Raw genomic sequence first — 26,275 nt, 5'->3', positions numbered from 1 at the left:
TCACGGTGTTACTCACTTGATGTCTCTTCCATGATCATCAATTACACCGGTGAGCGTACAGACCCCACGTCCGCTACGTCCTGGACGAGAACCCCATGAGTTTCTGATCAATAGTGCCTTGAAGGCGCTGGCGTAGATCTCCTTGCTCACACCGGAGTTTTCCACAAGGGTGTGGTCCACGTCCCACAACACAATTCGCTGCACGTGACCAGGGTAGGCAGCGTGAACTACTTGTTAAAAGTGGCCTTGTGGGACGTCCTGGCGTCCCGCAAGATCTTGCCGCGTCCCAGGACGTCCTGCGAGGATGCGATGGTGAACGAGCGGTTGCGTACGGTGATGCTTCAGCGGCAGATCACCCCAGAGGAGCTCGCGGCCTCGTGCCAAGTTGATGTCAAGACGGTGGAGCGCTGGATCAGCATCGGCCGGCAGCCACTCCGTCGGCACCAATGGGCGGTTGCGAAGCATCTCGGTGTGGACATGTCGTACCTGTGGCCGCCCGAGGAGGACGAGGCGCAGGGGCAGCCGACCGAGCAGACCGAACTGGTCGCTGCCTTTCCGAACCGCGCGAGCTTCCCGCAGAAGTCCTGGGTCCGCCTCCTGAAGACCGCTCAGGAACACATCGACGTACTGGTGTTCAGCGGCACGTTCTTCGCGCAGACCAACCCGCGCGTTGCAGCGATGCTCGCCGAGCGCGCCGACGCCAGAGTGCAGGTCCGCCTCTGTTTCGGTGACCCATCGGGCAAGACGGTCGCCGTCAGGGACGAAGAAGAAGGCATCGGCGGCACCCTCTCAGCAAAGATCAGGGCGTCCCTCACCTACTACCGCAAGCTGATCGGCACGCCCGGGTGCGAGGTACGCCTCCACGACACGACCCTCTACAACAGCCTCTTCCGCTTCGATGACGTGCTCCTGGTCAACCCGCACGTCTGGGGGCAGCCCGCCAGCGCAAACCCCCTGTTCGAGCTGCGGCGCCTGGAGGAAGACGGCTGGTTCGACCACTACACCGGCAGCTTCGACGCGGTCTGGGAGACTGCAAAGCCCTGGTCACCCGAGTCCATGTGAGGAGCGCGGCCCGCGATGGGACGTACGGAGTACTGGTACGACGAGAACGCACCCAAGCCGAACACGTTGATCCCGGCGTGCAACATGCTCGTAGTCCGGGAGGCGGACGGGGCGATCCTCCTACAGCGGCGCCGCGACACGGGGCAGTGGGCTCTGCCCGGGGGAGCCATGGACATAGGGGAATCCCCATCGCAGTGCGCAGTCCGGGAATGCAAGGAAGAGACCGGAATCGACGCCGAACCCACCGGGCTCCTCGGCGTGTATTCGGTCCCTGAGCATGTGGTGGCCTACACGGACGGGGAGATCCGGCAGGCATACGAGGTCACCGTGATCGGCCGGCCGGTCGGAGGCGAGCCCACGATCAACGACGAGGCCGATGGCGTCCGCTGGATCCTGCCCGGCGAACTGGACTCCTACGACATCCACCACTCCATGCGGAAGCAGATCGCCCACTACCTGGACGGGATGTTCCCTCACGTCGACTGAGCACCGCGCCCTCCCTTACCGCTCTGCCAAGATCAGCCGGGCTTCGACTCTGTGTACAGCAGCTCGGAGATCCTCATCGGCTCGGCGGATGAATCGGCCGACGACGCTGTCGCAGTCGTACCGAGTGACGATCTCCGCCAGCCGGGCATCCACGGTCGTGGGGGTACCGTCCGGGGTGGTGGTCATATCGCAGTACACGAGAGCATCCACCAGCCCGGCGTGGTCGAGGATCGGGAACTCACCCTCCAGCTCTTCCCGCAGCCCGCGCTCTTCCGCCTCCAACAGCGCGTACGAGTGGTTGGCGACCAGCCGTACCAGGCGCTCGTCCGCGGCTGAACGGTCGCGCAGGTAGCGGGCGCCGTCCAGCGGATGGAACCCCGTCGTGGCGAGCGACGGCGTGTAACCAATGTCGTGCAGCATCGCCGCGGCCCACAGGAGTTCCGCATCGTCGCCCAGGATTCCCGCCAGGGACTGCGCCCTTGCGGCAACGCCCTGAGAGTGTGCCCAGCGCCGAGGCAGGGGCTCGGCGAGGAGAGACTCGGCCAGGTCATGGGCCCAAATGGTGAGATTTATGCTCGGCAGACTACGACGCAAGGTGCGAGGGCCGGGCGGTGATCGGCCGGACGTCCTGGGACGTCTTCCGCTTCGATCCGCGGCTGCGATGGCATACGGCATCGTCTCCGGGACGAGCATCGGGGGGTCAGCGCTCGGGCTTTGGGGGCCGCTGCATCAGCGCGGCGGCGGCCTCGTCGAGGGTGACCTTCTCGTACAGCAGGGCGGAGATCACTTGGGTGATCGGCATCTCAACGCCGTGGGCATGAGCCAGGGCGAGAATCGCCTCGGCGGATTTGACGCCCTCGGTGGTCTGCCGGGTGGCGGCCGTCGCCTGTTCGACGCTCAGACCGTGCCCGAGGTGGGTGCCGAAGGTGCGTTCTTCGCGCTCAGCATGTCTCATGAGACATGCTGTCGATCACGAGCCAAGCGCTGGGCCTGGGAAGTTCTGTCGCTCGCGAAGCCCCCGGGAACAGCGCGCCTCAACCGCTGCCTGACACAGTTGGAGCGAAGGGCCCCCACGCTGCACGCGCGGGGGCCCGGTGATGGTGGCTCAGTCCTTGTCGGGCCGGCCCGGGGGGATCAGGAGCTCCGCCGGGTCAGTCAACCCGGTGTTGTACTCGTTGACGATGAGCTTTGCGAGGGGGGCAGAGCGGGAGGAGGAGCCGCCGCCGCCGACCGTGTTCGCGATGGACGACTCCTTCCATTGCGCGACCGTGACCGGCTTGCGCCTGCCGTGACCGGCAAGCTTCCCGCTAAGGCGGTCGAGCCGGGCGCCGGGGTTGCGGTCGAGGACCATCGCGACGGCGCGCAACATGATCCCCTCCCACGTCGCGGGGTTGCGGCCCCACGCGTCCTCGACGACCTGCAGCACCTGCGGGATCAGAGGGGAGCGCCCCTCGGGGAGGACGAGGGGGTAGATCAGGTTCCCGCTCTCGTCCCGGGCGGCGTGCTTCTCGTCCATCACCGCGAGGGCGGTGAGCGCCTGGACCGCGCCGATCTTGTTCGCCGAGGTGCTGCCCGAGATGCCGAGATCGCGGCTCTCGACCTCGGCCAGGATCCGGGTGTTGCGCGGGTCGCCAGCGGTGATCGAGACGCGGAAGATGTCGAACGGCTTCACGGCCTTGCGGTCGCGGTTCGCCGCGAGGAACAACTTCGCCTCCTGCTCGTCGGAGAGCCCCTCGTAGACCATGCAGTCCCGGAGGAAGTCCGGGCCCTCCTTCTCGACCGCCACCTCCGTGGAGTGCTGGCCGTCGAGAAGGTAGTACCGGCCGTCCTCCCGGAGAGAGACGATCGCCGGGAGTAGCGCGAAGGGATCCCACATCTTCGTGAGCCGCGCCGTCCACGCGGCGTCCTTCTTCCGCTGTGTGGCCGGGCCGGCGTCCTCGGCGGTGTTAGTGCCAAACAGGCGGGCAGAGTCGAGGGTCTGATCGACGTGCAGGTCCCCGACGCGGATCTCCTCGTAGAACTTCCGGACGGTCTTCGTCGCTCCGGCCTGTGCCGGGACGGTAGCGGTCCGTGCCACGTATCCCCCTTTGGTAGTGGTCAGGTGACACAGAGTCACCATGGGAATTTCTCGCGCGTCAAACTATCTAGCGCTTTGATATTTCTCGCGCCCCCACCACGGCGTGCTGTCCCGATGACGCGACGGCACCACGAGGGACCAATCCAACGACCCGCCGAGATCGCTTGGTTGGTGTTGCGAGCAAGGTGGCTGCCCTGGTCCTGGCTGCCTCCGGCCAGGAACGCATCGGCAGACAGCGCCACATCAGTTGGCTGGTCACGCGCCACGCGCTGGCCTGGAGGTTAGTGCGCTGCTGGGAGTCCGGAGGGCGTGAGGCCGGAGCGAGGGGCTGACATAGCGTGGGCGAGCTGCCGCGAACGTGTTGTGCAAGGCGCACCAGGTACTCCCCGCTCTGCCGGGCCCTGTGCGGCCGATACGATGCCCCGGCCCGGCCACCCCTTCCGACGAGAGGACCACGCAGTGACCCAGCACGATTCCGCCCGCGCGGCGGTGTTCTCTGCCGGGTCCTGGGGCACCGCTGTCGCCAAGGTCCTGGCCGACGCCGGCACCAGCGTCATCGTGCACGCCCGGCGCGGCGGGATCGCCGACGCGATCAACACGACCCACCGCAACCCCGGCTACTTCCCGGACCACGAACTGCCCGCCGCCCTGACCGCGACGACCGACCCGGCCGCTGCCTTGGACGGCGCGGACTTCCTGGTGCTGTCTATCCCCGCGCAGACCCTGCGGACCAACCTCGCCGCGTGGGCGCGGCACATCGAGCCCGACACCGTGATCGTGTCCCTGATGAAGGGCGTCGAGCAGAGCAGCCATCTGCGGGCGAGTCAGATCATCACCGAGATGACCGGCGTGAGCGCCGAGAGGGTCGCGGTACTGTCGGGCCCGAACCTGGCGCGCGAGATCATGGATGGCCAGCCCGCCGCGGCCACCGTCGCCTGCCCCGGCGAGGGCGCCGCCCGCCGCTTCCAACGAGCGTGCCACACCTCCTACTTCCGGCCCTACACCAGCACCGACGTGACCGGCTGCGAGCTGGGCGGCGCGGTGAAGAACGTCATCGCCCTCGCGGTCGGTATCGCCTCCGGCATGGGACTTGGCCACAACGCACAGGCCATGCTCATCACCCGCGGCTTGGCGGAGACCACCCGACTTGCGGTGGCCATGGGCGCCCACCCTGCCACCCTCGCCGGACTTGCCGGCCTGGGCGACCTGGTGGCCACCTGCTCCTCCCCGCTGTCGCGAAATCGCACTTTCGGCATCCACCTCGGCCGGGGGCTGAGCGTCGAGGAGGCGACGGCCGCCACCCGGCAGACCACCGAGGGCGTCAAGTCCGCCGAAGCGATCCTCGCCCTGGCCCGCGTCCATGACGTCGATATGCCGATCACGAACGTGATCGCCGCCTTGCTGCACGAGAAAGTCGCACTCGACCAGGCCGCGGCCGCGCTGATGCAACGGCCCACCAAGCCCGAGCGCTGACCCCCGACACCCCACTACGCAGGCTGCACCTCTTCACTTCCGCCCTCCCCATCCAGGTTCCTGCCCATCCCTACATCTGGGCTGTGCGCTGTCGAGATCGCCGTGCACCGCGTACGGATATCCGTGCTCAGCTGCGTCACATCCTCTTTCCGCAGGTCGCTGCGTTATAGACGTGGACCGGCGATGCTTTCCCGTTCGTCTTAGCGTCGGCAGGAGGGAGGCGTCAGGAAGACGGTCCGCGGGTGAGGCCGCTGCTGCGCGGAGGGCTCGGTCCAGGTGGATGAAACTCTTGAGGGCTCTCCCAGGCGCGGCCTGTGCATCGTGTCAAGCCTGAAAGGTTATAGGTTCCCCTCCCGGTTCGATCATCATCATGCTGGTTGTAGCTGACTTCCTGCATGAGGAGATATGGCGTGGTCGACAGTCTGATAGACAAGGACGAACGGTTCCTTGCTGTTCTGAATCGATTAAGTTCCAAGTCCATCGAGGATTACTACAACCCGTACCAGCTATTCGAGTGGCCGGACAGCTTGCCTGAGGGCATGTGGTGGATGAGCCCGGAGCTCACCACCACCCACGGCACCGAGGTGGCCGAAAGACTCTCGCGGGAGCAGCTCCACACGCTCTCACGCTGCGAGAGCATCAACTTCTACAGCCTGAACGTGCATGGGATCCGTGAGCTCCTCATCGAGGTGACCAGGCGGATACACACGTCCGGGTTCGAGACGCCGTCGGAGTTCTTCCACCACTTCATCGGCGAAGAGAACGAACACATGTGGTTCTTCGCCGAGTTCTGTCTGCGCTACGGCGGCAAGATGTACCGACAGCCCGCTGGGCCCGCCGCCGAGATTCCCCGGTCCAACGTGGAGAGCCTGCTGGTCTTCGCCCGGATCTTGATCTTCGAAGAGCTGGTCGACCACTTCAACGCCAAGATGGCCCGCGACGACCGGCTCGACGACACGATCCGGGCTATCAACCGCATCCACCACCAGGACGAGTCCCGGCACATCGCCTTCGGCCGCGAGTTGGTGTCAGTGCTGTTCGAGGACGTCAAGCAGACCGCGACTCCCGAAGAACTCGCAGGTATATCCGCCTACATCAGGCGCTATCTGACCTACAGCTTCGAGTCGCTCTACAACCCCCAGGTGTATCGCGACGCCGGCCTGGAGAACCCGCAGCATCTGCGTCGCAGCCTCCTGGACTCCCCGGCCCGGGTGGAGTTCGAGCAGAACGTGTTCCGCAAGACGACGAGGTTTCTTGAGAAGACGGGGATCATCTGATGGCGCCGATCGCGCAGGAGAGCTTGGACCTGTCCGACGCACTGGTCATCCTGGGGCCGGACCGGACGGATCTGCTCATGGAGCTCGACCGCACCTTCGCCGGCTGGGGCAACTCCGCCGGGGCCCGCGAGATCAGCCCGCCGCCGATCTACGCGGTGTCGGACCTGAAGAAGTTCGACGTCTACACGAACTTCCCCCATCTGAACCTGGTCGCGGCGACGCTCGACCTGGAGAAGGGCAGCGGCAAGCCATCCGATGGCCGGTTCACCGGCGACAGCCTCCAGGACGCACGGCTCGGGCTGCCCCATGCGACCTGCTACGGCGCCTACCTCTTCTACGAGGGGCGGCGCCTGGTCGGCGACACACTCGTGACGCTGGTCAACAGATGCTTCCGGAACGAGACCCGCTACGGCGGCCTGGAGCGGCTCCTGAGCTTCCAGATGCGGGAGGTCGTTGCCCTCGGCGGCTACGACCACACCCAGCGGACATTGGCGGAATTCACCGACCGCATCCTGGGTTTCGCCGAGGTGCTGGGGTTGGAGCTTGAGAAGACGGCCGCGTCGGACCCCTTCTTCGAGAACGACGGCCCCCGTGCCCTCCTCCAGCGGCTCAGCCCGGTGAAGTTCGAGTTCCAGCACAACGGGCTGGCCATTGCCTCGGTCAACACGCACCAGAACTTCTTCGGCGAACGCTGTCGCATCACCCTGCCGGACGGCGAGGAATACGCGTACACCAGTTGTGCGGCCTTCGGGCTGGAGCGCTGGGTCACCGTTCTGGAAGAGCTGCACGACAACGATCCCCGCAGCGCGCTGCGCCATGTCCGGGCGACGGCCGCCAGGCTGTCCTGACGTGCCGGGCAGCCGTGTGGGCATCGACCTGGTGCCGTTCCACCGCGTCGACCGCATGCTGTCCGACCGGCCTGAGTCCCTCACCGGTCGGATGCTCACCCCCGGGGAGATCAGGCTCTGTTTTCCCGAGGGCACTCCAGACGTTCCGGGAATCGCCGGAAGGCTGGCGGCCAAGGAAGCCGTCTTCAAGCTTTTCCACACCGCGCACGGCCCACTGCCTTGGCAGGACATCCACATAGGGCGAGGACTGGGCGGCCGTCCCGTGGTGCGGCTGAGCGGACGAGCCCACGAGTTGGCGCAGCAGGCCGGTATCCAGCACATCGAGATCAGCATCGCGCACGACGATCCGTGCGCCATCGCAGTCGCGTACGCCGCCGGCCCCCACCGGGGGGTGAAGGGGAGAGACATGGTTACCAAGGGAATCGAAGCGGTCCGCGAGTGGATCCTGGCACGGAATCCCGGTCGGGACTCCGTGGGCAACGACGAGAACATCATGCGCAGCCGCCTCGTGGACTCGCTGTCCTTCGTCGATCTCGTCTACACGATCGAGGCAGCGGCCGATGTGGAGATCGATCTCGACGCGATCAACATCGAGGACTTCGAAACGATTTCCTCGATCGAGAAGACCTTCTTCAACTGACCGGCGCACGCGTTCCGTGCCACCGCCTGAGCACCAGGGAAGTGAGTGATGGAAGCCATTTCGTACACGGCGCAGTGGACGTCTGCCGCGCGGGCCGTGGAGACCGAACGACTGGGGGACCGGCTCTTTGCGGACCCCTACGCACGTGAACTCGCTGCTCCCCGCGGGTTCGAGCTGCTGGAGAAATACGACGGCGGCGGGCTGCTCCCGTTCCTCGCGATCCGCACCAGGTTCTACGACGACACCATCGCCTCCGTGCTCGCCGACACTGATATCCGGCAGGTGGTGTTCGTCGCGGCGGGAATGGACACCCGGGTCTACCGGATGGACTGGCCCGCTGGCGTGGTCGTCTACGAGGCCGACCACGCCGCGCTGCTCGAGGAGAAGCATGCCCGCCTGGACCGGTTGAACGTGACCGCACGGGCAGAACGTCGCGAGGTCGCCGCCGATCTGACGACCGACTGGCTGTCGGTGCTTGCCGAGGCGGGACACGATCCGGATCGGCGCACCCTCTGGGTCACCGAAGGGCTGTTCTTCTTCCTCACCCTCGAGCAGGCCGGCGGGCTGCTCGACTTGCTGGCGCGGGCGTCCGCGCCGGGCAGTCGGCTGGTCACCGACATGGTGAACGAATCGATGCTGCGCACCCCCTTCAACCAGGACTTCCTCAAGGCCCTCCAGTCAGACGGCACCCCCTGGCTCTTCGGGACGGACGAGCCCGGGAAGTTCCTGTCGGAGCGGGGTTGGACGGCGCATCAGATAGCGGAGCCGGGCGAGCCGGCGGCGAGCGCGCACCGCTGGCCGTACGAGGTACGCCCCCGGCACCGGCGCGGTGTGCCCCGTAGCTGGCTGATCAGCGCGGAGTACCCGCCAGCCCGGGCGACCGGCCCCGACGGGGAAAAGTGAGCGGCGGACAGGAGCGGAACAGCCCGCGGTCGACCGCAGGCGAGCGACCACAGGACAGTGGGGCGAGCGGCTGGGAGAGAATCTCCCAGCGGCATGGTTGGCGTGCCCGTGCTGCCCTTCTGACGCTGGGTGCCTTCGTGGTGAGCACCGATGGATACATCATCGTCGGGCTGCTTCCGGAGATCAGAAGCACGTTGCAGATCAGCACGGCCGAGGCCGGGCAGCTAGTAAGTGCGTACGCCCTGGTGTACGCACTCCTGGCGCCGGTCCTGGCCGCCGTCACCGGCGCCTGGCCCCGACGACGGGTGCTGCTGATTGCACTCGCGCTGGTCGGCCTGGGCAACACCGGCACCGCGCTGGCCCAGGACTACGGCCTGGTCCTGGCGTCCCGGATGGTGGCGGGCTCCGGTGCGGCTCTATTCAGCGCCGGAGCCGTGGTGACGGCCGCCTATCTGGCCGGCAATCACCGCCGGGGCAGTGCCGTCGCGATGGTGACCGCGGGCGCGACCCTGGCGCTCGTCCTGGGAGCGCCGCTGGGGACGTTCATCGGGGACGCCTGGGGCTGGCAGTCGACGATCTGGGTCGTGACTGCCGTCGCCGGTGTCGTTTCGGTGGCGATCGCCTTCCTGCTGCCGGAGATCCGGCTTGACCAGACCACGACGCTGCGGCAACGCCTGGTGCCGTTGGCCGACCGACGGGTACTGAAGGTGCTGCTCGTCACGATGGTCGCGTTCATCGGCATCTTCCTCCCCTTCACCTATATGAGTGCGGTTTTCGAGCCCGCTACGGGCGGCGACCAGTCCCGGCTGGCCCTGCTGCTACTGGTGTTCGGTATCGCGGCCACGGTGGGAAACCTGACGGCCGGCTCGCTGGCCGACCGATACGGCCCCAGGCTCGTCGTCATCGGGGCAACCATGGGCGTGGCCGCGGTTTTCCTGCTGATGTTGCCCGCCCGGGAGACATTTGTGCTGGTGGCCGTCATGAACGGGCTCAGCGGCGTGGTGTCCTTCTCGGTCATCGGGCCGCAGCAACACCGCATCATCGGCTACGCGCCACCGGGGAGCGCGTCTCTAGTCACCTCACTCAACATCTCCACCGCGCACCTGGGGAACTTCCTGGCCAGCGCCCTCGGCGCGGTCATCCTCACCACCGCCGGCTCGGCGGCGCTGCTGCTGCCGACAGCGGCCGTCTTCGCCCTCATCGCGGCCTTGCTCACCTGGTGGTATACCCGCTCTGCGGGCGGCGACGGAGCAAGCCCCACCTCGGACACAGCCGACTCGACGGTGGCCACGCAGTGATCCTGAGCATCGGCCGGGATCACGTCGTACCGACACCTCTGAGAGGATTCGCATGACCATCGAAGGTGCCCGCACGGTCGACGTCGACGGAATACCTGTCGGCTATTTCGTGGAAGGCCAGGGCCCCGAGCTGCTTCTCCTGCACGGCGCCAGAGGGCGCCCCGAGTCGAGTTTCCCCAATCTGCGCGCGCAGCTGACGAAGCATCGGACCGCCATCATCCCCGGGCATTCCGGCAGCAGCGTCACCCCGCTTCCCGACGGGCGGCTGGAGGTGGAGATGCTGGTGGAACAGGTGCTGGGCGTGGTGCGGGCCGCCGCGCACGGCCCGGTCGACGTGATCGGCTTCTCCAGCGGCGCGGTCGTCGGCGCCGCCGCCGCGGGCACGGCGCCCGATCTCTTCCGCCGCATGGTCTTCTGCGGCGGGTTCGCCCACTACGGCCACCCCTGGCAGCGCCTGTTCACCCGGACCTGGCTCCGCCTCGCGGAGCTGGACCCCAACGCCTTCGCTGAATACACCCTGCTGCACGCGCTCTCCGACGGCCATCTGGACTCGCTCCAGGCCCGTGAACGGCTGGAGTTGCGGGCCGGGCTGATGCCCTCCCCCGGCATGGTCGCGATCACCGAGCTCATCAGCCGACTGGACATCAGCGAGTACCTGCCGAAGATCACCGCGCCCACCCTGGTGGTCGGCATGAACAAAGACCAGCTCGTGCCGATCAGGTACGCCAGGCAGTTCCACGAGGCGATCCCGGACAGCAAGTACACCGAGATCGACTCCGGCCACATGGTGGCGTTGGAGAAGCCCGCGGAGTTGCTCACCCTGATCGAGGACTTCCTGGAGATCGGACAGGGCGACCGTCCCGGCCCGCTAGCGCCTCTGCTCTGCTGCCGCGCGTCCGATCCACGATCCGCCACATAGGAGCCAGAGGGACATCGGCATGAGCAGCCACATTCTGGTCATCCACCGATGGCATGACCGGTATGCACTCTACGACCGCTACATCGATCACGGCGCCCATCGGGTCACCTATGTCTGCACGGACCTCGGGGCGAACTCCGTTCCGCAGAGTGCGGCCGCGCTGCACGTCGTGTCGGCGACCCACGACCTCGCCGAGGTGATGGCGGCGGTGACCGACCTGGCCGCCCGGTTCGGGAGTCCGGACCGGGTAGTCGCCCTGCACGAGGGCGACCTGGACACGGCGGCGGCGGTACGGGAACGGCTGGGCTGCGCGGGACAGGACCCGACCGGGCTCGCCCGCTTCCGCGACAAACTGGCCATGGCGGAGACGGTGGCCGAAGCAGGGGTCCCCGCACCGGCGTTCGCCGACGCGCCGGACGAGACGGCCGTCAGGGCGTTCGCGCGGCGCCACGGCTGGCCGGTGATCGTCAAACCGAGAAGGGGCAGCGGAAGTCGGGGAGTCGTCCGCCTCGACTCCGAGGAGGATCTGGTCCTGCTCCGCGGCACCCCCGCAGAGCCGCGATTGGTCCAGGAGTTCTGCGGCGACGCTGTGTTCCACGTCGACGGGCTGTGGACCGGGGACCGGTTAGGGCCGTGGCGAGCCTCGCGCTACGTCAACACCTGCGTGGACTTCACCGAGGGCGAGACACTGGGCTCCGTCGAAGTGGACGACGCCGCCCTGTTGTCGGCCGTCGGGGAGTTCACCGCCGCGGCCGCGGGCGCGCTGAGCACCGAGCCGTGGGTCTTCCACGTCGAAGTGTTCGTCGGCACAGCAGGCAACGGACGCCCTCGGCTGACCTTCCTGGAGGCGGGCTATCGGGTCGGCGGCGCGGAGATTCCGTTCGTGTGGCGGGAGGTGCACGGTATCGATCTGATGCGCGCCGCCCTGGAGATCCAGCTCGGCCGCAGTCCCGACCCTCCCGCACCGGACGAGTGGCGCACCGCCGGATGGCTGCTGGCACCGGCGCCGATCCCAGCGCCGTGCCGCGTCACGGCCTGGGACCTGCCCACACCCTCCACGCCCGGCGAGGGGCCGTACGCCGCGATAGTGCCGGAGATCGGGCAGGTGATCCCCCGGGTCCCCGGGTACGAGCACGTGGGGGCGCGATTCCGGTTCCAGGGCTCCTCCGCTGCCGCCGTGGAGCGGGCCATCGTCAGCACCGCCGCAGGCTTCCGGCTCAGATGCGAGCCGCCGGTGTCTGCCGACGTGTCCGGTCCCACTGGCTCCCACGGGTGACTCCCTCCGCTGACGGATGTGCGTGGCAGGGCATCGGTGCAGCCTTGAGCCGCGCCCGTTCGGACAGCGAACTTGGCCTGGCACTCGGCGGCGCTCCTCTGCCCGCCGGTGTCGCCGCTTGGGGTTCAGCGGCGTTGTCGGGGTCCGCGGGGGCGGATGGGTGTGATGGTGGCCGAGATGTTCTTGTCGAGCTGCTGCCGGAGGGCTTGGTTGTCGTGGAAGAGGGCGGCGATCGCGGTGTGGGCGGCCTTGAGCTTGTTCTCCAGGAGCGTGCATTCCTGGGTCTTCGCTGTCAGGCGCTTCTTGAGATCGGCAATGGCCGTATCGCGCTTGGCCTCACCGGGGGTGACCCTGCCGTGGGCTGCGAGATGCGCGTCCCACTCGGCCAGGACCGCATGCGCACGGTTCATGGTCGCCCGGCTGACCTGGGCCTCTCTGTAGAGGTTCTCCTTCGTGAGGCGCCCGTCGGTCCGCTGCGGGCGGCCTTCGAACAGGCGGGTCATCGCTGCCCGGAGGACGGCAGCGGTCTTGGGGCTGACCTGGTCTTCGAGGCCGCTGTCGGCGGGAACGGTCACTGGGCTCCTCCCGCCATCTTGAGCACGCTGCGAGCGATGTCGAGTTCGCGTTCGGCGAGGTCCGGCGGCAGGCCGGCGTGGCGGGGCTGTTGATGAGCTGGAGCTGTGTGCGCTGGTGGGAGTCGTAGATCGGGAGGTGTTCGGGGCCGATCATGCTGTTGGCGCATCGGTCGGGCCGACAGCGCTCATCGAGGGGGCCGGTGTGGCCTTCAGGGACGATCGCGTTCTCAAGGCAGACGGCGCCGACGGGGTTGGTGTGGTCGGCGGTGCAGTTGTTGAGCATGCCGAAGCGGATGTGGATTCTGGTGGTTCGTAGCAGGGTGTCGCTGGTGCGGGCGTCACCGTTGCGGGCCTTGACGGTGGCGTTGATCTGGTCGAAGGCGTCTTTGACGCGTTCGGCGCCGGGGCCGAACCCGATTTCCTCGCCGGCGGTGTGGCGCTCGTACAGGTCCTTGATCTTGCGGAACTTGACGTTGTCGAGGGCGTCTTCGAGGTATTTGGCCCACTCGGTGTCGGAGGCGGCGTAGCCGCGGGTGGTGGCGTTGGCCAGGGCCCTCTTGGCGAGGTGCTTGAGCTGGATGCCGGTGGCGATTTCGGACCCGGGGAACTGGTCGGTGAGCATCGCCATCGTGCGTCTTGTGTCCGCAGAGGCCGTGTGCGGGTGACTTCGTGTGGCCATTGAGCAGGTCCGCTGTCGGAACCGCGTTCGCGACGGTGACAGCGGCGCGTGTTGCATTCCAGCCCCGCCGGTGTGACGCAGTTCACTGCCGTGGTCTTGGTGGTGGAAGCGTCGGGCCGTGCGCGTCCGCTGTGGCAGGGTCGGATCATGCCCTTTGATCACAACGATCACTATCACCGTCTGCTGTTGCGCCAGGTGCCGCGGAATTGCGGTGCGGTCCTGGACGTCGGCTGTGGGACTGGCCGGTTCGCTCGTCGGCTCGCTCACCTGGGCATAGAGGTCGACGCGATCGACCCGTCGGAGGAGGCCATCGCGGAGGCCCGCGCGCTGTCGGGGCGGATAACCGGTGACCGGAGCCCACGCTTCCAGCACGCGAACGTCATCGAAGTCGAACTGCCCAAGGCTCACTACGACTTCATCTCGTGCCTCGCCAGCATCCATCACATGCCGTTCGACACCGTCGCCGCACTGCGTGACGCACTCGCGCCCGGCGGCGTCCTCGTGATCTTGGGCTGCTATCCGGAGAAGACCCGGCTCGACTGGGCTTGGAGCCTGACGGCCGTGCCCGTCAACGCTGTCGCCAGGCTGACCGTCGCTTTGAAGGATAGGCTTCGCCCTGCCGCCGCTTCGACCGGTCGAAAACAGGTGAAAGCGCCGGTGAGCCAGCCGACCGTTCCCCTGCCGCAGATCCGTCGGGAGGCCGCGGTCCTGCTGCCTGGATGCAGCATCCGCAGGCTCCTCTTCTGGCGCTATCTGCTCGTCTTTCGCAACAGCGGCTGACAGGACCACTGCTCGCGCCCGCCTCAACTGCAGGTCCCGATCACTGTGGTTCGTGGTGCTGGGAGGCGGCTGACTCGGCTTGTTCCGGCGGCGGCCTCGCGGAGCCGGACAATCTCCTCGTGCTGTGCGGCGAGCCGGGCCAGGGTCTGGGTGCGGAAGTCCGCGAGCTCGGTGATCGTCTGCTCCGATTGGGTCAGCCGTTCCCTGAGCTTGGTGTTCTCCGCCTTGAGACGGGTGATCTGGGCCTCGCGAGGGTCGGGGATATCGCCGGCCTGCTGCAGGGCTTGGAGGCGTCGCTCGAACTCGGTGCGGAGGTAAGCGTAGGGACGGGTGCCGTAGAACGCGGTGCGGTCGACGCCCGCTTCGCGGGCGAGGGTCTTGATGTCGCACTTTCCGCCAGGCGGGATCTCGCCTCGGAGAAGTCGGTCCATGGCGGCTCGGATGCGGTTCTCGTTCTCGGTTCGCTGGGCTGCGGAGATCCTCATGCGGATGCCTCGTTCATCGTGCTGGCGGCGTCGATTACGGCGACGACGCGGAGGGCCCGGTCGTGGTCGGCTTGGAGCCGGGTGCGTTCGGTCTTGCGCGTCGCGCCGAGCTGCCCGATGAACGTCTCGGTGCGTTCGGCGTGCTCGGCCCAGACGGGGCGGTGGCAGGGGTGGTGGGTGGCCTGCGGGCAGCGGGCCGAGTCACACATCCCGATCAGCGGCCGGTCGGCCGTGGGGGTGCCGGCGAGCTTGAGGCAGAGAGCCCTGGCCGGGTCGGTGAACCAGCAGTAGTTCGCGGGCCCGAGGTGGAGGACCTTGGCCCGCTTGGTGAGCAGGTTGAGCACGTCACGGTCACTGCGCTGGATCTTCGGGGCTGGTGCCGCTTGGTCGAGCTTGTCGTCGATACTCGCGAAGAACTCGGTGAGGCTGCGGGCGCCGGGGCCCGTGGGCAGGATGCCCTCCTGGTAGTTACGGAACTCGGCCAGCACCAGTTCCAGATTCCGTTGCTGCTCATGGTCGTTGACCTCAGCCAGCAGCTCAGCCTGCGCTCCGCCGGGGCGAGACGCATATCCTTCTGTAGTTGCTGTACTCACATGGCGTAGGTAAATCTTGGTCGCCAGGAGACCGCCAGGTCGGTAAGCAATCTCGATCGCCAGCTTCCTGCGCAGCATCCTCAGGGTCAGACGTTCGTTGGGGATCGGGGCGAGGCCGAGCCGCTGCCCGTGCGGGCCGTTCACCCAGTCGCGGAACCACTGGTAGCGGGAGTTGAAGTGGAATCGGCCCAGCAGCGGGTTTCCTTCCACGGGGTCGTCGTGGAGTTGCTCGGCAAGAGCGGCTGCCTGATAGGCATCGTGGACAACGACCCACTCGTCGCGGGTGCCGCCGAGAGGCTGGCCTTTGATGAGTTTGCTCGCCAGTCGGTAGCGGGCCAGGTCGGGCCCGTACTCTTCGGGCGGACGCCGACATCCCACCTGTAGTTCCATGAGCTCGCTCGCACGCATGCCGGTGACCGCCGCGAGTGTGAGGATCGCCGCTGTGCGGACGACGCCGATCAGTGTGGTCGCTTCTTCCCGGTGAAGCGGGAGCGTCCAGGGAAGGGTGCCGTTGCCGTCGGCTTTTTCGATGTGGGCGGCCGCTCTGCCGAAGGGCCGCTCCGCCCCGACGACCTTCAACGTCGCCTCGACCGGGCCGCGTAGGGCCGGCAGCCATGCGGTATGGAACTGCCGGAACCCGGCCTGGCGAGCCAGGACGCTGAAGGCGATCGGGGTCAGCGGGTCCTGAGCCGGCCAGCCGGCGTCGATCCTGTCCTGGATGTGGTGCGGTCGCATCACCGGCAGCGGCTCGCCGGCCCGTTCGTAGTCGGCCAGCACTCGGTTGATCTCCGCAAGCGGGGGCCGAGCTGGCGACTTGAGGTCATCGGTCTTGGTCGACCAGTCCCGGTCGGCGAGGCGGATCTGGCCAGCGAGCTCCACGACATGGGGGCCGATCACGTTCACCAGGTGCAGGGCCGCGGCCAGCATCGGCTGGAGCACGGCGTCGGAGACCGGTGGGGTCTTGTTCTGTCCGACACCGCATTTGTCCTCGGCGATCGCCGAGGGTGCGGCCCCGCTCCAGGGCCGCAGGTCCGCCGGGACACGATCAGCAGTGAAGAGTTCCCGGTAGTTGAGCAGGTCAGTCACAATCAGCGCGGCGAGCCGCCGGGTGCTTGAGCCCCGCTCACCGACGACGATGTCGTCCTCGTCCCGCTCGTATCGGCGATGGGCCAGGTAGGCATCGCAGTCGTTACTGTTCAGGTCTTCGAGGCTGGTCACGCCGTGTGTGGTGAGCCACTTCATGAAACGGATGAGTTCGGCGAGACGACCGTGACTGGTACTGACATGCAGCGGAGTCCGGTAGGCCCGCGCCAAGGAGGCCACCGCCTCGTGATGGGGAGCGAGGAGGGCCATGACCAGCTCCTTCGCGACCAGCCGCCAACGAGGATTGGTGATGGCAACGAAGTTGAAGCGCCGGTGCTGAAGTGCCAGCGAGATCGGGAGGCCGACGACCTCGGCCAGATCCCACAGATCGTCTTCGAAGACGGGGCGCCGTACTCCCTCCGTCAGGGGAAGACCGGCTTCTCGGCAGACATCGACGCCAGCGAAGACCGAGCCGACGGCCGCAGCGGGGCTGGTAAGCGCATGCAGGGTGGTCATAGGGTCGTCTCCTCGGGCCGCAGCGGCAGCTCGTCGTCATGGTCATCGACTGTGGTGGCGGCATCCGCCACCACCGCCGGGTCGAACCGGTCCAGGACGTGACCGATCCGCTGGGAGTACGGGCCGAACACGGCCATGAAGTGGGCAGCGGGCATCTGCTGCCACTGCCGGGAGAAGAACGCCTTCAGCCTCAGCAGGTTGGGGACATGGCGAGGCGCGAACACCGCCAGTGGGCAGAGCAGACACACCCATGGCCGGGCCGGACACGGTTTGCCCTTCGGGCCGTGAAGCCCGGACAGTTGATCAGCGCAGGCCGCAGTGAACACATCGCGTTCCCCGCCGACCAGCTCGGCGATCACCGTGTTGTCGAGCTGGAGAGCGTTGATCAGCTGCGGGCAGTCCCGGGCCAGGGCCGCGGCGTCCTCGTCCGTGACCACGGTCGGAGGGTGGGCTCTTCGCAGCAGGTCATGCTGGGCGTCCTCGACGAGCGCGTCCACTGCCCGCTGCTGGGATGGCGTCGTCGCGGTCAGGTAGTGGTCGCCTTCGACCTGCGGGCTGTGGTTGGGGTCGATGGTTGCCCGTCCTTGGCCGTTCCAGGCCCGCCGGTCACGCATCGCCAGATGCGTCGTACGGATTCTTCCCCGATGAATCTTCAACGGTTTGCCGTCATCGCCGGTCAGGCCGCGTTGAAGGGTCCACGCTTTGATGGTGTTGCGGTGGATCGCACCGCTGAAGGTCCCTGCGGTTCCGGGCCGGGTGACGCCCAGCCATAACTGACGCGCCGTCTCGGGATCGGCGTGGCTTCGCAGCAGTGCCGAGTGTGCAAGCCACTGTTCCAGCAGCCGCACCGCCCTCTTCGGCAGGTTCACGCTCTCGCCGGCGGCCCGGCCCTTGACGTAGGAGAGCAGGATGGTGGAGTCCCCGGCCCAGTCGATGTCCTCGACGCCCAGGTCGTCGATGCCATCGGGCACGATCCCGGAGTAGATGCCGAACAGCAGCCGGTATGCGACCACCACGGTCAGGTGGGGAAACGCTGCAGCACTCGCGGCAGGGACCCCGCCCCGTTTCTGCACCGCGTTGAGGGAGCATCCCAGATGCTCGGCGACGCCCGGCGTCCCCACAGGGCCCAGCCGGGCCAGCAACCAGGCGAGATTGTCTCTGGTCCACTCCTCAACCGTGGGTGTCCTTCCCCGGGCCGCGGCCTCCAGCGCCTGCCGGTGGGTGGCGTACGACTCACTGACGATCGTCTGGCAGGTCGTCGTGAGGCGGCTCCACTCGGCCTCCGAATACGGCGGCAGTGCCTGCCGGTGCGGAGTCGGGCTGTAGGAGCGGCCGGTCAGCAGTTCCCGCACTCCGGGATCCAAGTGGCCCGTCGCTGTATCGAAGCCCTTCAACATCCGCCGGGTGAACCCCTCCCAGCGGAACTTGCGGGTGGCCATCCAGTACTCGATCAGTCGGCCGCGTCGCAGTTCCGCGGCTCCGCCGCTGAAGCCCTGCGCGGCCAGTCCCTGGGCCAGGTTCCGGATCGGGGGGAGACACAGGTCGACCGAGTTCGCCGCGTCGAGGCTGCCGTGCGGGTGGATCAGTTCGACCAGCCCGGTCAGCAGGTCACTGACCAACTGCGGGCAGGGCAGGCCCTCCAGTCTGAACTCTGCAGTGGATCCATCGCTGAACATGCACCGGATTCCCGGAGGGCCCTCAAGTACCGTCGCGGGCATCAGATCGCCTCCGCTGTGTCATCGGCGAACTCGGCGTCCGCCTCACGCTCAGCGTCCACGTCGGTGAGCAGTCCGTCCGCGAGCCCGGCCTGTTCGTATGCCTCCCGGTAGATCCGAGTGGTATCCAGGCGCCGGAGATACTTTTCCGTGGTGAGCGTGGAGGTATGGCCAAGGATGTCGCGCAGCACCAGCAGCGGGTCGGCCTTGGAGAGATAGAAGGCCAGCGCGGCATCCGGGCCGCTGCCGAAATCGGTTGCCCTCACCAGCTTCGCGGCCTGCCGGTAGTGCCCGGTGACCAGGTATTCCAGGGTCCTCATCGAAAATGTATGGCGGAGCCGATGGGGCCAGACGTGGGGGAACCGGGGCTCGAAGCGGGCCCGGATGCGGTCGGATGTGCGCTCGAATACCGTCGCCCAGGCCGTGAACGGACCACCCCCGTTCTTCACCGCCAGCAGGCACGAACCGCCCTCCGGGGCGACCAGGCGACGCCGCTCGGCAGGGGTCAATGAGTCCCACGGCCGCCGGACCCCGTTGATCAGCCCGCCTCTTTCGTCAGGATCGGTCACCATCAACGGCTCGCCCCACCGCCGGGGCGGCCGCCACTGGCTGCCCTCGGCGGTGGCGGCCCGGTCCAGCTCCAGGTAGTCGTGAACACCGGCGAGGGCCTCGTAGGAGATCCAGGTGGTACGGAACTTCCTGCCTTTGGTGATCCCGGCCGGCACCGGGAACGGGATCGGCACTGCGGTCGGCGCGGGCGGCAGCGCGGGGATCTCCCAGGGCAGCAGGTAGGTGAACTCCTGCAGCCGCAGCCCAGTGGCCAGCGCGAGATCACCGACCGCAGCGTTGCGGGCCAACTCCCGACCGTGGAAACCGGTGTCCTCGGAGCCATCCGGAGCGAGCCCGCGCAGCCCGTTGCGGAACAACTCGGTGAAGTCCGGCTCCAGGTACTTGATCGTCACGTGCGGCTTCGGGGTGCGGCGCACCGCCAGGTTCACCCGCACCTCCCTCCCCGTCCCGGCAAACAGGGCCCGGGCGGAGCGGTAGGTGAATGGCTCGGCCGTCGTGTACCCCTCGTTGATCGCCCACCGGTAGAACAGCGACAGGATGCTCATGTGCTGGCCCCACGTGGTTGCCACGAACCGGGCCTTCAGCGGGCCAGCAGCCCGGTGCTCGGCGTACCGGCTCAGCCCCGCCTTCAACCGCTCCCGCGAGTCGAACAGACCCACCCCGTGCTCGGCCAGGAACTCCATCCACTCCTTGACCGCCCGCGCATAGTTCTCCCACGAACTCGGCGCCGGCGCCCCGCTGGCCGGGAGCTCCCGCAGCCACCGGTTCACCACCGCCGCCGGACGCGGCGCGGCCGGACCGTCCTCGAAGCACAGGTCGTCGTCGACGAGCACGGGCATCCCCTCAGGGATCAGCGGCCGATGCGCGATGTCCCAGGACTCCCAGCCCCGGGACGAGAAGAAACTCAGGATCATGGACGCCGACAGTAGAAACACCACACGCCGCAGCGCAAAGCCCAAACCCCCAGGCCAATAGCCCCATTGGGGTCAATCGCCACACGGAAACTAAGCAGAGACAATTTTGCGGAACATGTGCGGGCGGATGTATGTGGTGGGGATCTTGTCGAGCCCGGTCCAGTTCCGGGCGGCGTTCACGAAGGTCACGAACGACGCCAGCATGTCGACACCGTCGAGGGTGCCGTCCTGCTTGGTGGCGTGGACGGGCGAGAAGACACGTTCGGGGTGCAGGGAGACGGCCTCGGCGACTTCGAGGGCTTCCACGAGGGGTTCAGCGATCCACCAGTGTTTGCCGGCGCGGTTGGTGGTGCCCTTGATCTTCGTGGAGGAGATGGCGGGAGTGCTGTAGTGCTCGACGACGGGCTCCCGCAGGATCTCGTGGATCTCCGAGTCGCGCATCATCGAAAGGCCCACGACCAGGGTGAATGCCGCGTCACGAAGTGCCGTCTTCGCCTCGAACAGTGCCTGCTGGTCGAGGCCCGGGTGCCAGGGCCCTGTGCTGCCGTCCGGCCGGACTACCTGTACGAGTTCTCCGGCCAGGGCGTGGGGCGTGATCCGCCCCTCGGTGACCGCGTTCAGGATCAGAGTGCGCCGACGCCGCGCTCCTGGGCGGCCGAGGCCATTGATCACTGCCGGGGAGGCTGCCGTGTAGCCGAGCAGAAGCATCAGCAGCTTCCACTGGACCTGTGGGGCCTGCTCCTTGAACGACGCGGCATGGACGGGGATCTTGTTCTGAGGGTCGGCGAGCCACTCCTGAAATCGCTCGTCGATGCCGCGGACCGACGGCCGGGCGGCTGCCTTGAGTTCGCGGAGTCGGTGGTCGGCGCGCAGGACGTCGGGAGCGAAGTCGTGGATGTAGGTCCAAGCGGCGCGAATCAGCGGGAACCAGGTCTTCGGGGGAACGGTAGGGGTGGTGATGGCCCTGCTGGAGGTATCCGCGGCGACGCTGCGGGCACTCTGGCCATGCCACGGATCCCCCGCCGGCCAGGCCAGGCTCAGGGCCGGCTCGGCTGCCGCCAGGTTCTTCAAGGTGCACACGTGGCCCCGGACCGTCTTCGGGGAAAAGCCGTCGGCGGCCAGGCCGGTGATGCGTTGCCGCAGATCCTCCACCGTCCATCGGTCCGGGCTGCCAGGAAGCCCCTTCTCGCGGCCCCAGCGGGCGGCTGTCCGCAGGCGTGAGGCGATGTGGTTCAAAGTGCGGGGGTTGACGGAACCGTCGAGGACGACGCCACGCCCGAGGACCGCGGGGTGACGCTGGTTGAACGTGATCATCATCAGCTCGCGGGCCAGCAGATTCCAGTACGGGTCCTCCAGTTCCAGGTTGAAGCTGACCTTCCAGTCACTGGAGCCGACGTTCGCCGGTCGTTTGATGACCCCGTTGAAGTCCCAGAGTTCGGTGTCGCCGAACCGAGGAACGTAGGCTCCGGATTCTCGGGCCTCGGGCAGCAGCGAGTGACCTTGGACGACGGGTTCGTCGTCCCGAAACAGCGATGGGCGCCGCTGCTGGGGAAGGGTGAGGATCATGCGTCGAACTCCGTGTGTGCGGCCAGCGGCAGGTCGAGGGATGCCTCGCCGGCTTCGATGTGCTTGCGGGCCTGGGCGAGTTCCTCGGGCGTGCGGTCGTCCAGGACGGCATTGAGGTTCACCCAGCTCTGCCCCCATAGCCGGCTGAATGCCTGCGGGGTCAGAAGCGTACGAAGTCGTTCCAAGTGCGCCTTGAAAAGCAGGAGTTGAGGCAGGTTAGTGGGCAGAATCCAGGCGTTGCGGCATTCGAGGCAGCGCAGCGGGGCGACGGCGCAGAGTTCCCCGGGGCGGCTGAAGGGGCTCTGGTAGGGGTTCTTGCAGTGGGAGACGCCCATGTCGAGCTGGCCGGTCATGATGTCCTCGGCTTCCTGCGCGGACAGGCCGGAGTCTTCGAGTAGTCCCTGGCCGATGTCCTCGGCGCCGGCGACGACGGTGGGGCCGTCGACGCGGTCGAGGGCCTTGTCGAACCAGTGCTGCTGAGCTGTAGCGATCGTCCGGCCGGACATGATCCGCAGCGTGGTGCCCTGGGCATAGTGGCCGGCGAAGGTCTCCTCGGTGTGATCGTCTGCGGCGGCGTCGATGCGTCCCTCGGTGACGATGGCCTTCTCGACCTTGACCGATTTGCGCAGGCGGCCGATGTGCGGGGCACCCTTGACCTCGACTCCCATGGCGGCCAGCCACTCGCGGAACTTCCCTCCGTTGGAGGCGGTGGGGTGCCAACGGTCGAAAACGGTCTTGTAGTTGGCGCGGACGACAGCACTGACGAAGAGCGTGTCGGTGACGTGCGGGGCCTTGGCGCGGACCCGGGCCGTGACGTCCAGGAGCTGACGGACGACCTCGCTGGCCTCGCGCCGTGGCCAGTTCACCGTGAGCTGCCCGCCAGAACCATCTTCCGCCGGTAGAGCATCGGATGGGGGCTGGTCGCGAAAGGCCCGGTGCCGCAGCTGTCCCGCGCGGTTCTTGAGCAGAGTCAGTCGCACGCCCCTGGGCAGGAGCTCCACCTCTGCCTCGCCGAAGCCGGTGACCTCTTCGGAGGTGTAGCCGGTGGCGTCCATCAGTAGGACGCGGAAAGCGTGCAGATCACGAGTGGTGGGATACAAACTCGCGAACAGCCTGCGCGCCAGCTGCATGCGCGCGGACTGCGGATGAGGGACCATGCCCGGCCCGGCAGTGAACTCCAGCAGTTCCAGGGGCCACTCGCGCGACGAAGGCATGAAGCGGCGGAGGTCGTCGCAGGTGATCTCCTTGTGTGCCAGACCCCAGAGCAGGTCGGGGACGCTGGTCCAGCTGCCCTGCTCGGGATGGCGCCCCTGTTCGGCCAGGGCCCAGCCCTCCTCCAGGCGCATGCGGGTCGCACGAACACTCGTCCAAGCAGCGCGGACCATAGCGCGCTTCTCCTGACGGGTGAACTCGTCTCGTTCCGTCGACTCGCCACCGCCAAGAAGCACGGGACCGCGGGCGAGCCGGGCCAGGGCCGGAGCCACCTCGCGGTCGGGATGGTCGTCCCGGCGGGCAATCAGCACGCGCACGGCGGAGGCGATCAGGTGCGGCCTGGCCGAGCCCGGCGCGTAGCCCTCGGGCAGGGACAGCTCCCACTTCACCAGCGTGTCGAAGAGATCCGGATCGGTCAGGCTCGCTCCCTCGGCTCCAGGAGCGAGCGCTTCGTCCACGTACCGGCAGAGGCGGTCGATCGCCTGCCGGTAGTTCTCTGCTTGAGCCGTGATCGCGGTGGCGGCAACGTACTCGGTCCACTCGTCCGCCAGCTGCATGGCCAGCAGCGAGCAGCGGTATTCCGCCGGGTCCACCACCAGGAGACATCCAGGGACCTGCACCACTCGGGGGCCGATTCCCCCAGGCTGGACCGGGTTCGCCAGGGCGGCGAGGAACCGCTCGCGTTCTTCTCTCTTTCGGCCCTTCCCGCGCGGCTTGCCCATCAGCGGCCCCGTTCGCACCGGACAGGGCATGCGAGGCGATCTCGGCGTAGGTCGCCTCGTCGTCGCCCACCCAGCCGGAGAAGGCGGCCTCGAACTCGTTGATCAGATCGTCCGTGTACTGGAGATACTGGTAAGTGGTTTCTGGACTGGCGTGACCGAGTCGGCGGCTGACGATCAGCAGCGGATTGTGCCGGATGTGCCCGGTCAGGTAGGAGCGGTGCCGGCGGCGGCGGGCCTGCCTCGCCGTCCATGAGGTTCTCCAGGTAGGTCAAGAGCCGCAGAGCGTAGGTGTGCCTCAGGTCGTGCCATCTCCACCGCCGGGCGGGAAGGCGCGGGGCGGTCTCATCGGCGAGCTCAGTCATGCGCGTCCAGGCCCGGTGGCGGTAGCCCTTCCACGCATCTGCACCCGGCATCAGCCCGCCGCGGCAGACGAACAAGGTCAGCGCCTCCAGGCCGAACTCGCCCTCATAGACGGTGATCCGCCGCAGCTTGGCGTCCATGGCCGACATCTGGAACTCGCGCACGACGCCGTCCATGACGCCCCGCACCCGGCCGCCGGCCACGTCGACATCGCCCACCACGAACAGATCGCGCGCCTTGCGCTCCAGGCCCCGGGCCGCCCTGCGGACGATGTCCGGACGCTCCAAAAGGCAGAACAGGTCAGCGGACGCGACCGCGTCCTCGGGGACGTAAACGGGGCGGTCTTTGCCGTACTTCGCGCACGCCTGAACCGTGAACTCAGCGGCCCCACCAGGCATTCCCGGCCAGAGCCCGATCTCGGGAAGCAGAACCGTCGACCACTCCCGCCACCGTGTCCCCGACCCAAGAGCAATATCGGAGCCGGCTCGACCCCGCAGAGGTGACCACCCGCGGAAGGTCGGATTCACCTGCGAGTTGGGTAGCTGGCCGCCCAACCCCACGTCCCGGAAGTACCGGTACTGCTCGAAGGTCAGATGCCGGATGTCCATGCTCGACCGGAGCCGCGGAGCCAGCGCGTTGCGGCCCCGCGCCGCCACCCGCGCCGGACGGTGCGTCAAGACCCCCCGGTCGACGAGGAACCCGTAGAGGTCGTCCTGGACGAACGATTCCTTGCCCCAGGCCGACCCGCCAATCGGCTTGTCCTGCCACCGGGTCCGGTGGTCGCGGTACGACACAAGATCCGACTCCACCGCCGACAGCACATCGCTGCCCAGCTCGGCCAAGTGGTCATCCAGGCGCCGGACCGCCCGCCCGTAGTCCTTCAGCGTGGTCTCGTCCAGCAACGCCGTCGACAAGTACCGACCGTACTCGCACAGGGGAGGCACCGGCATCTGCGTCTCCTCCTCGAGGAACACCGGCGTCCCATCGAGCACACCCCGCCGCTTCAGCAAAGTGGCGACCTCCTCCGCGGAGATCACATCACTGTCCAGGAACCGCTCCAGCAGCCTGGACTGCACAAAGGCAAGATCCACACTCGCCCCTCCCCAGGGGCCCGGGAGGAACTCCCGTCAGCTCACCTGTCTCGTACCGCCTCAACGGATCGAGACTGAACCACAGCTCTCATGAGACAGATTTCAACAGCGGAAAGAAGGTGCGGTTGCGGGAGAGCGGGGACGAGCAGGTGGCCACCAGGTCGCCGAGGCCGGCAAGCCCTGCGAGGGTGGCCGGGTGGGCGCCCATGGCCACAGCCAGCCGGGTGGTCTCGGCCAGCCCGCGGGTGATGAGCATCGCCGAGGCGTTGTCGCCCAGGCCCATGCCCGAAGCGATGCCGACCGCCAGGGCGATGACGTTTTTCACCGCGCCGCCCAGCTCGCAGCCGATCACGTCGGTGCTGGTGTAGGGCCGGAAGTACGAGGTGTGGCACGCCTGCTGGAAGCGGCGGGCGGCGTCCTCGTCGGGACAGGCGACGGTGGCGGCGGCAGGCTGGCCGTCCATGATCTCGCGGGCAAGGTTCGGGCCGGACAGCACCGCGACCCGGTCCGCGCTCACGCCGGTTACCTCGGTGATGACCTGACTCGCCCGTTCCCCGCTGCCCAGTTCGATGCCCTTCATCAGGGACACGATCAGGGTGTCGGGCCCGATGTGCGGCGTCCACAGAGCGAGGTTGGTCCGCAGGGACTGTGCGGGGATGGACAGCACGAGGTAGTCCGCACGGTGAAGCGCGGCGGCAGGGTCGGTCGTGGCCGCCAGGGAGGCGGGCAGTTCGACGTCCGGGAAGTAACCAGGGTTGCGGTGAACCGTATTGATCGCCTCGGCGATCTCGTCCCGTCGGGCGTGCACGATGACGTTGGTGCCGGCATCGGCCAGGATCTTGGCGACTGCGGTACCCCAGGAGCCGGCCGAGAACACCGCCGCACGGGCGGAACGGTGCTGGCTCACTGCGGGGTCCTCTCGCCGGGCACGGGCCCCGCACCGGGGTGGCGGCCGGGCCCGGACATTCTATCGGCCGTGCCAGGCGCGGCCGGAACGTCGAGGGGCGCCGCAAGGTCAGCAGGACGGTGCGACGGCTCGTCAGCGCGGGCAGCACCCGGTGCGCCTCGCGCAGCGTTTCCTCTGTATCTAGTGCCGGATCAGGCAACGTTTGCCCTGTCGACGACGGCGCGTAGGCGCCGGTCGTCGGCATGGCG

The 26,275-nt window shown here is 67.6% G+C and carries 21 protein-coding genes and 3 pseudogenes; 11 read left to right on the top strand and 13 right to left on the bottom strand.

Features of this window, described 5'->3' with window-relative positions; all coding sequences use genetic code 11:
• Nucleotides 1-111: 111 nt before the first annotated feature.
• Nucleotides 112-204 (bottom strand): annotated as a pseudogene (locus F3T56_RS48930) (HAD family hydrolase); the annotation flags it as partial.
• A gap of 108 nt (nucleotides 205-312) precedes the next feature.
• Here F3T56_RS48930 and F3T56_RS42195 point away from each other — a divergent pair.
• A complete protein-coding gene (locus F3T56_RS42195) occupies nucleotides 313-1,062 on the top strand; it encodes a helix-turn-helix domain-containing protein (RefSeq protein WP_149830787.1) in 750 nt (249 codons plus the stop codon).
• Nucleotides 1,063-1,077: 15 nt separating this feature from the next.
• A complete protein-coding gene (locus tag F3T56_RS42190) occupies nucleotides 1,078-1,548 on the top strand; it encodes an NUDIX hydrolase (protein ID WP_037706353.1) in 471 nt (156 codons plus the stop codon).
• A 15-nt stretch (nucleotides 1,549-1,563) separates the two neighbouring features.
• On the opposite strand, the gene F3T56_RS42185 is transcribed toward F3T56_RS42190, so the two are convergent.
• The 3 genes and pseudogenes from F3T56_RS42185 to F3T56_RS42175 all read right to left on the bottom strand — a co-directional run bounded on the left by F3T56_RS42185 (nucleotide 1,564) and on the right by F3T56_RS42175 (nucleotide 3,625).
• A complete protein-coding gene (locus F3T56_RS42185; protein WP_172639419.1) occupies nucleotides 1,564-2,121 on the bottom strand; it encodes an HD domain-containing protein in 558 nt (185 codons plus the stop codon).
• A gap of 127 nt (nucleotides 2,122-2,248) precedes the next feature.
• Nucleotides 2,249-2,479 (bottom strand): annotated as a pseudogene (locus F3T56_RS42180) (NAD(P)H-dependent glycerol-3-phosphate dehydrogenase); the annotation flags it as partial.
• Nucleotides 2,480-2,653: 174 nt separating this feature from the next.
• Nucleotides 2,654-3,625, bottom strand: coding sequence for a DUF6551 family protein (locus F3T56_RS42175; protein ID WP_149830782.1), 972 nt, complete (start codon nucleotides 3,623-3,625; stop codon nucleotides 2,654-2,656).
• 459 nt (nucleotides 3,626-4,084) lie between these two features.
• Here F3T56_RS42175 and F3T56_RS42170 point away from each other — a divergent pair, with 459 nt between their 5' ends.
• The 8 genes from F3T56_RS42170 (at nucleotide 4,085) to F3T56_RS42130 (ending at nucleotide 12,259) form a co-directional block, all read left to right on the top strand.
• The gene (locus F3T56_RS42170) at nucleotides 4,085-5,098 is read left to right on the top strand and encodes an NAD(P)H-dependent glycerol-3-phosphate dehydrogenase (RefSeq protein WP_149830781.1); all 1,014 of its coding nucleotides are present in this window, start codon (nucleotides 4,085-4,087) and stop codon (nucleotides 5,096-5,098) included.
• 410 nt (nucleotides 5,099-5,508) lie between these two features.
• Complete coding sequence (locus tag F3T56_RS42165) at nucleotides 5,509-6,375, top strand: diiron oxygenase (protein ID WP_149830780.1); 867 nt, start codon at nucleotides 5,509-5,511, stop codon at nucleotides 6,373-6,375.
• Complete coding sequence (locus F3T56_RS42160) at nucleotides 6,375-7,223, top strand: class-II aminoacyl-tRNA synthetase family protein (protein WP_149830779.1); 849 nt, start codon at nucleotides 6,375-6,377, stop codon at nucleotides 7,221-7,223. The genes F3T56_RS42165 and F3T56_RS42160 overlap by 1 nt, the downstream gene beginning before the upstream one ends.
• 1 nt (nucleotide 7,224) lies before the next feature.
• Nucleotides 7,225-7,863, top strand: a complete 639-nt coding sequence (locus tag F3T56_RS48925; RefSeq protein WP_246204514.1) for a holo-ACP synthase — start codon at nucleotides 7,225-7,227, stop codon at nucleotides 7,861-7,863.
• A 48-nt stretch (nucleotides 7,864-7,911) separates the two neighbouring features.
• The gene (locus F3T56_RS42145; protein ID WP_149830778.1) at nucleotides 7,912-8,766 is read left to right on the top strand and encodes a class I SAM-dependent methyltransferase; all 855 of its coding nucleotides are present in this window, start codon (nucleotides 7,912-7,914) and stop codon (nucleotides 8,764-8,766) included.
• A gap of 80 nt (nucleotides 8,767-8,846) precedes the next feature.
• Entirely contained in the window at nucleotides 8,847-10,064 is a 1,218-nt protein-coding gene (locus tag F3T56_RS42140) for an MFS transporter (RefSeq protein WP_149830784.1), read from the top strand.
• Between the two features lie 52 nt (nucleotides 10,065-10,116).
• Entirely contained in the window at nucleotides 10,117-10,983 is an 867-nt protein-coding gene (locus F3T56_RS42135; RefSeq protein ID WP_342787058.1) for an alpha/beta fold hydrolase, read from the top strand.
• A gap of 19 nt (nucleotides 10,984-11,002) precedes the next feature.
• Nucleotides 11,003-12,259: an ATP-grasp domain-containing protein gene (locus tag F3T56_RS42130; RefSeq protein ID WP_149830776.1), complete on the top strand. Its 1,257-nt coding sequence runs from the start codon at nucleotides 11,003-11,005 to the stop codon at nucleotides 12,257-12,259.
• Nucleotides 12,260-12,384: 125 nt separating this feature from the next.
• Here the strand turns inward: F3T56_RS42130 and F3T56_RS42125 are convergent, their stop codons facing one another.
• The gene (locus tag F3T56_RS42125; protein ID WP_172639417.1) at nucleotides 12,385-12,834 is read right to left on the bottom strand and encodes a hypothetical protein; all 450 of its coding nucleotides are present in this window, start codon (nucleotides 12,832-12,834) and stop codon (nucleotides 12,385-12,387) included.
• An 826-nt stretch (nucleotides 12,835-13,660) separates the two neighbouring features.
• Here F3T56_RS42125 and F3T56_RS42115 point away from each other — a divergent pair.
• Entirely contained in the window at nucleotides 13,661-14,293 is a 633-nt protein-coding gene (locus F3T56_RS42115) for a class I SAM-dependent methyltransferase (protein WP_149830783.1), read from the top strand.
• A 23-nt stretch (nucleotides 14,294-14,316) separates the two neighbouring features.
• Here the strand turns inward: F3T56_RS42115 and F3T56_RS42110 are convergent, their stop codons facing one another.
• The 8 genes and pseudogenes from F3T56_RS42110 to F3T56_RS42075 all read right to left on the bottom strand — a co-directional run.
• Nucleotides 14,317-14,778 (bottom strand): hypothetical protein, encoded by a 462-nt coding sequence (locus tag F3T56_RS42110; protein ID WP_149830774.1) that lies wholly within the window; start codon nucleotides 14,776-14,778, stop codon nucleotides 14,317-14,319.
• Complete coding sequence (locus tag F3T56_RS42105; protein ID WP_149830773.1) at nucleotides 14,775-16,970, bottom strand: site-specific integrase; 2,196 nt, start codon at nucleotides 16,968-16,970, stop codon at nucleotides 14,775-14,777. The genes F3T56_RS42110 and F3T56_RS42105 overlap by 4 nt, the downstream gene beginning before the upstream one ends.
• A complete protein-coding gene (locus F3T56_RS42100) occupies nucleotides 16,967-18,646 on the bottom strand; it encodes a hypothetical protein (RefSeq protein ID WP_246204503.1) in 1,680 nt (559 codons plus the stop codon). The genes F3T56_RS42105 and F3T56_RS42100 overlap by 4 nt, the downstream gene beginning before the upstream one ends.
• 41 nt (nucleotides 18,647-18,687) lie before the next feature.
• Nucleotides 18,688-20,169 carry a site-specific integrase gene (locus F3T56_RS42095; RefSeq protein WP_149830771.1) on the bottom strand — a complete coding sequence of 494 codons (1,482 nt, stop codon included), beginning with the start codon at nucleotides 20,167-20,169 and terminating at the stop codon, nucleotides 18,688-18,690.
• A gap of 90 nt (nucleotides 20,170-20,259) precedes the next feature.
• Nucleotides 20,260-21,735 carry an integrase gene (locus F3T56_RS42090; protein WP_149830770.1) on the bottom strand — a complete coding sequence of 492 codons (1,476 nt, stop codon included), beginning with the start codon at nucleotides 21,733-21,735 and terminating at the stop codon, nucleotides 20,260-20,262.
• Nucleotides 21,732-23,669 carry a hypothetical protein gene (locus F3T56_RS46705; RefSeq protein WP_172639416.1) on the bottom strand — a complete coding sequence of 646 codons (1,938 nt, stop codon included), beginning with the start codon at nucleotides 23,667-23,669 and terminating at the stop codon, nucleotides 21,732-21,734. The genes F3T56_RS42090 and F3T56_RS46705 overlap by 4 nt, the downstream gene beginning before the upstream one ends.
• Nucleotides 23,669-25,066 (bottom strand): hypothetical protein, encoded by a 1,398-nt coding sequence (locus tag F3T56_RS42080; protein WP_216373079.1) that lies wholly within the window; start codon nucleotides 25,064-25,066, stop codon nucleotides 23,669-23,671. The genes F3T56_RS46705 and F3T56_RS42080 overlap by 1 nt, the downstream gene beginning before the upstream one ends.
• A gap of 169 nt (nucleotides 25,067-25,235) precedes the next feature.
• Nucleotides 25,236-26,027, bottom strand: a pseudogene (locus F3T56_RS42075) (NAD(P)H-dependent glycerol-3-phosphate dehydrogenase); the annotation flags it as partial.
• Nucleotides 26,028-26,275: the final 248 nt, after the last annotated feature.

Source organism: Streptomyces tailanensis, from assembly GCF_008386495.1.
Taxonomy (GTDB): Bacteria; Actinomycetota; Actinomycetes; order Streptomycetales; family Streptomycetaceae; genus Streptomyces; species Streptomyces tailanensis.
This window is presented reverse-complemented; position numbering and strand designations above follow the sequence as displayed.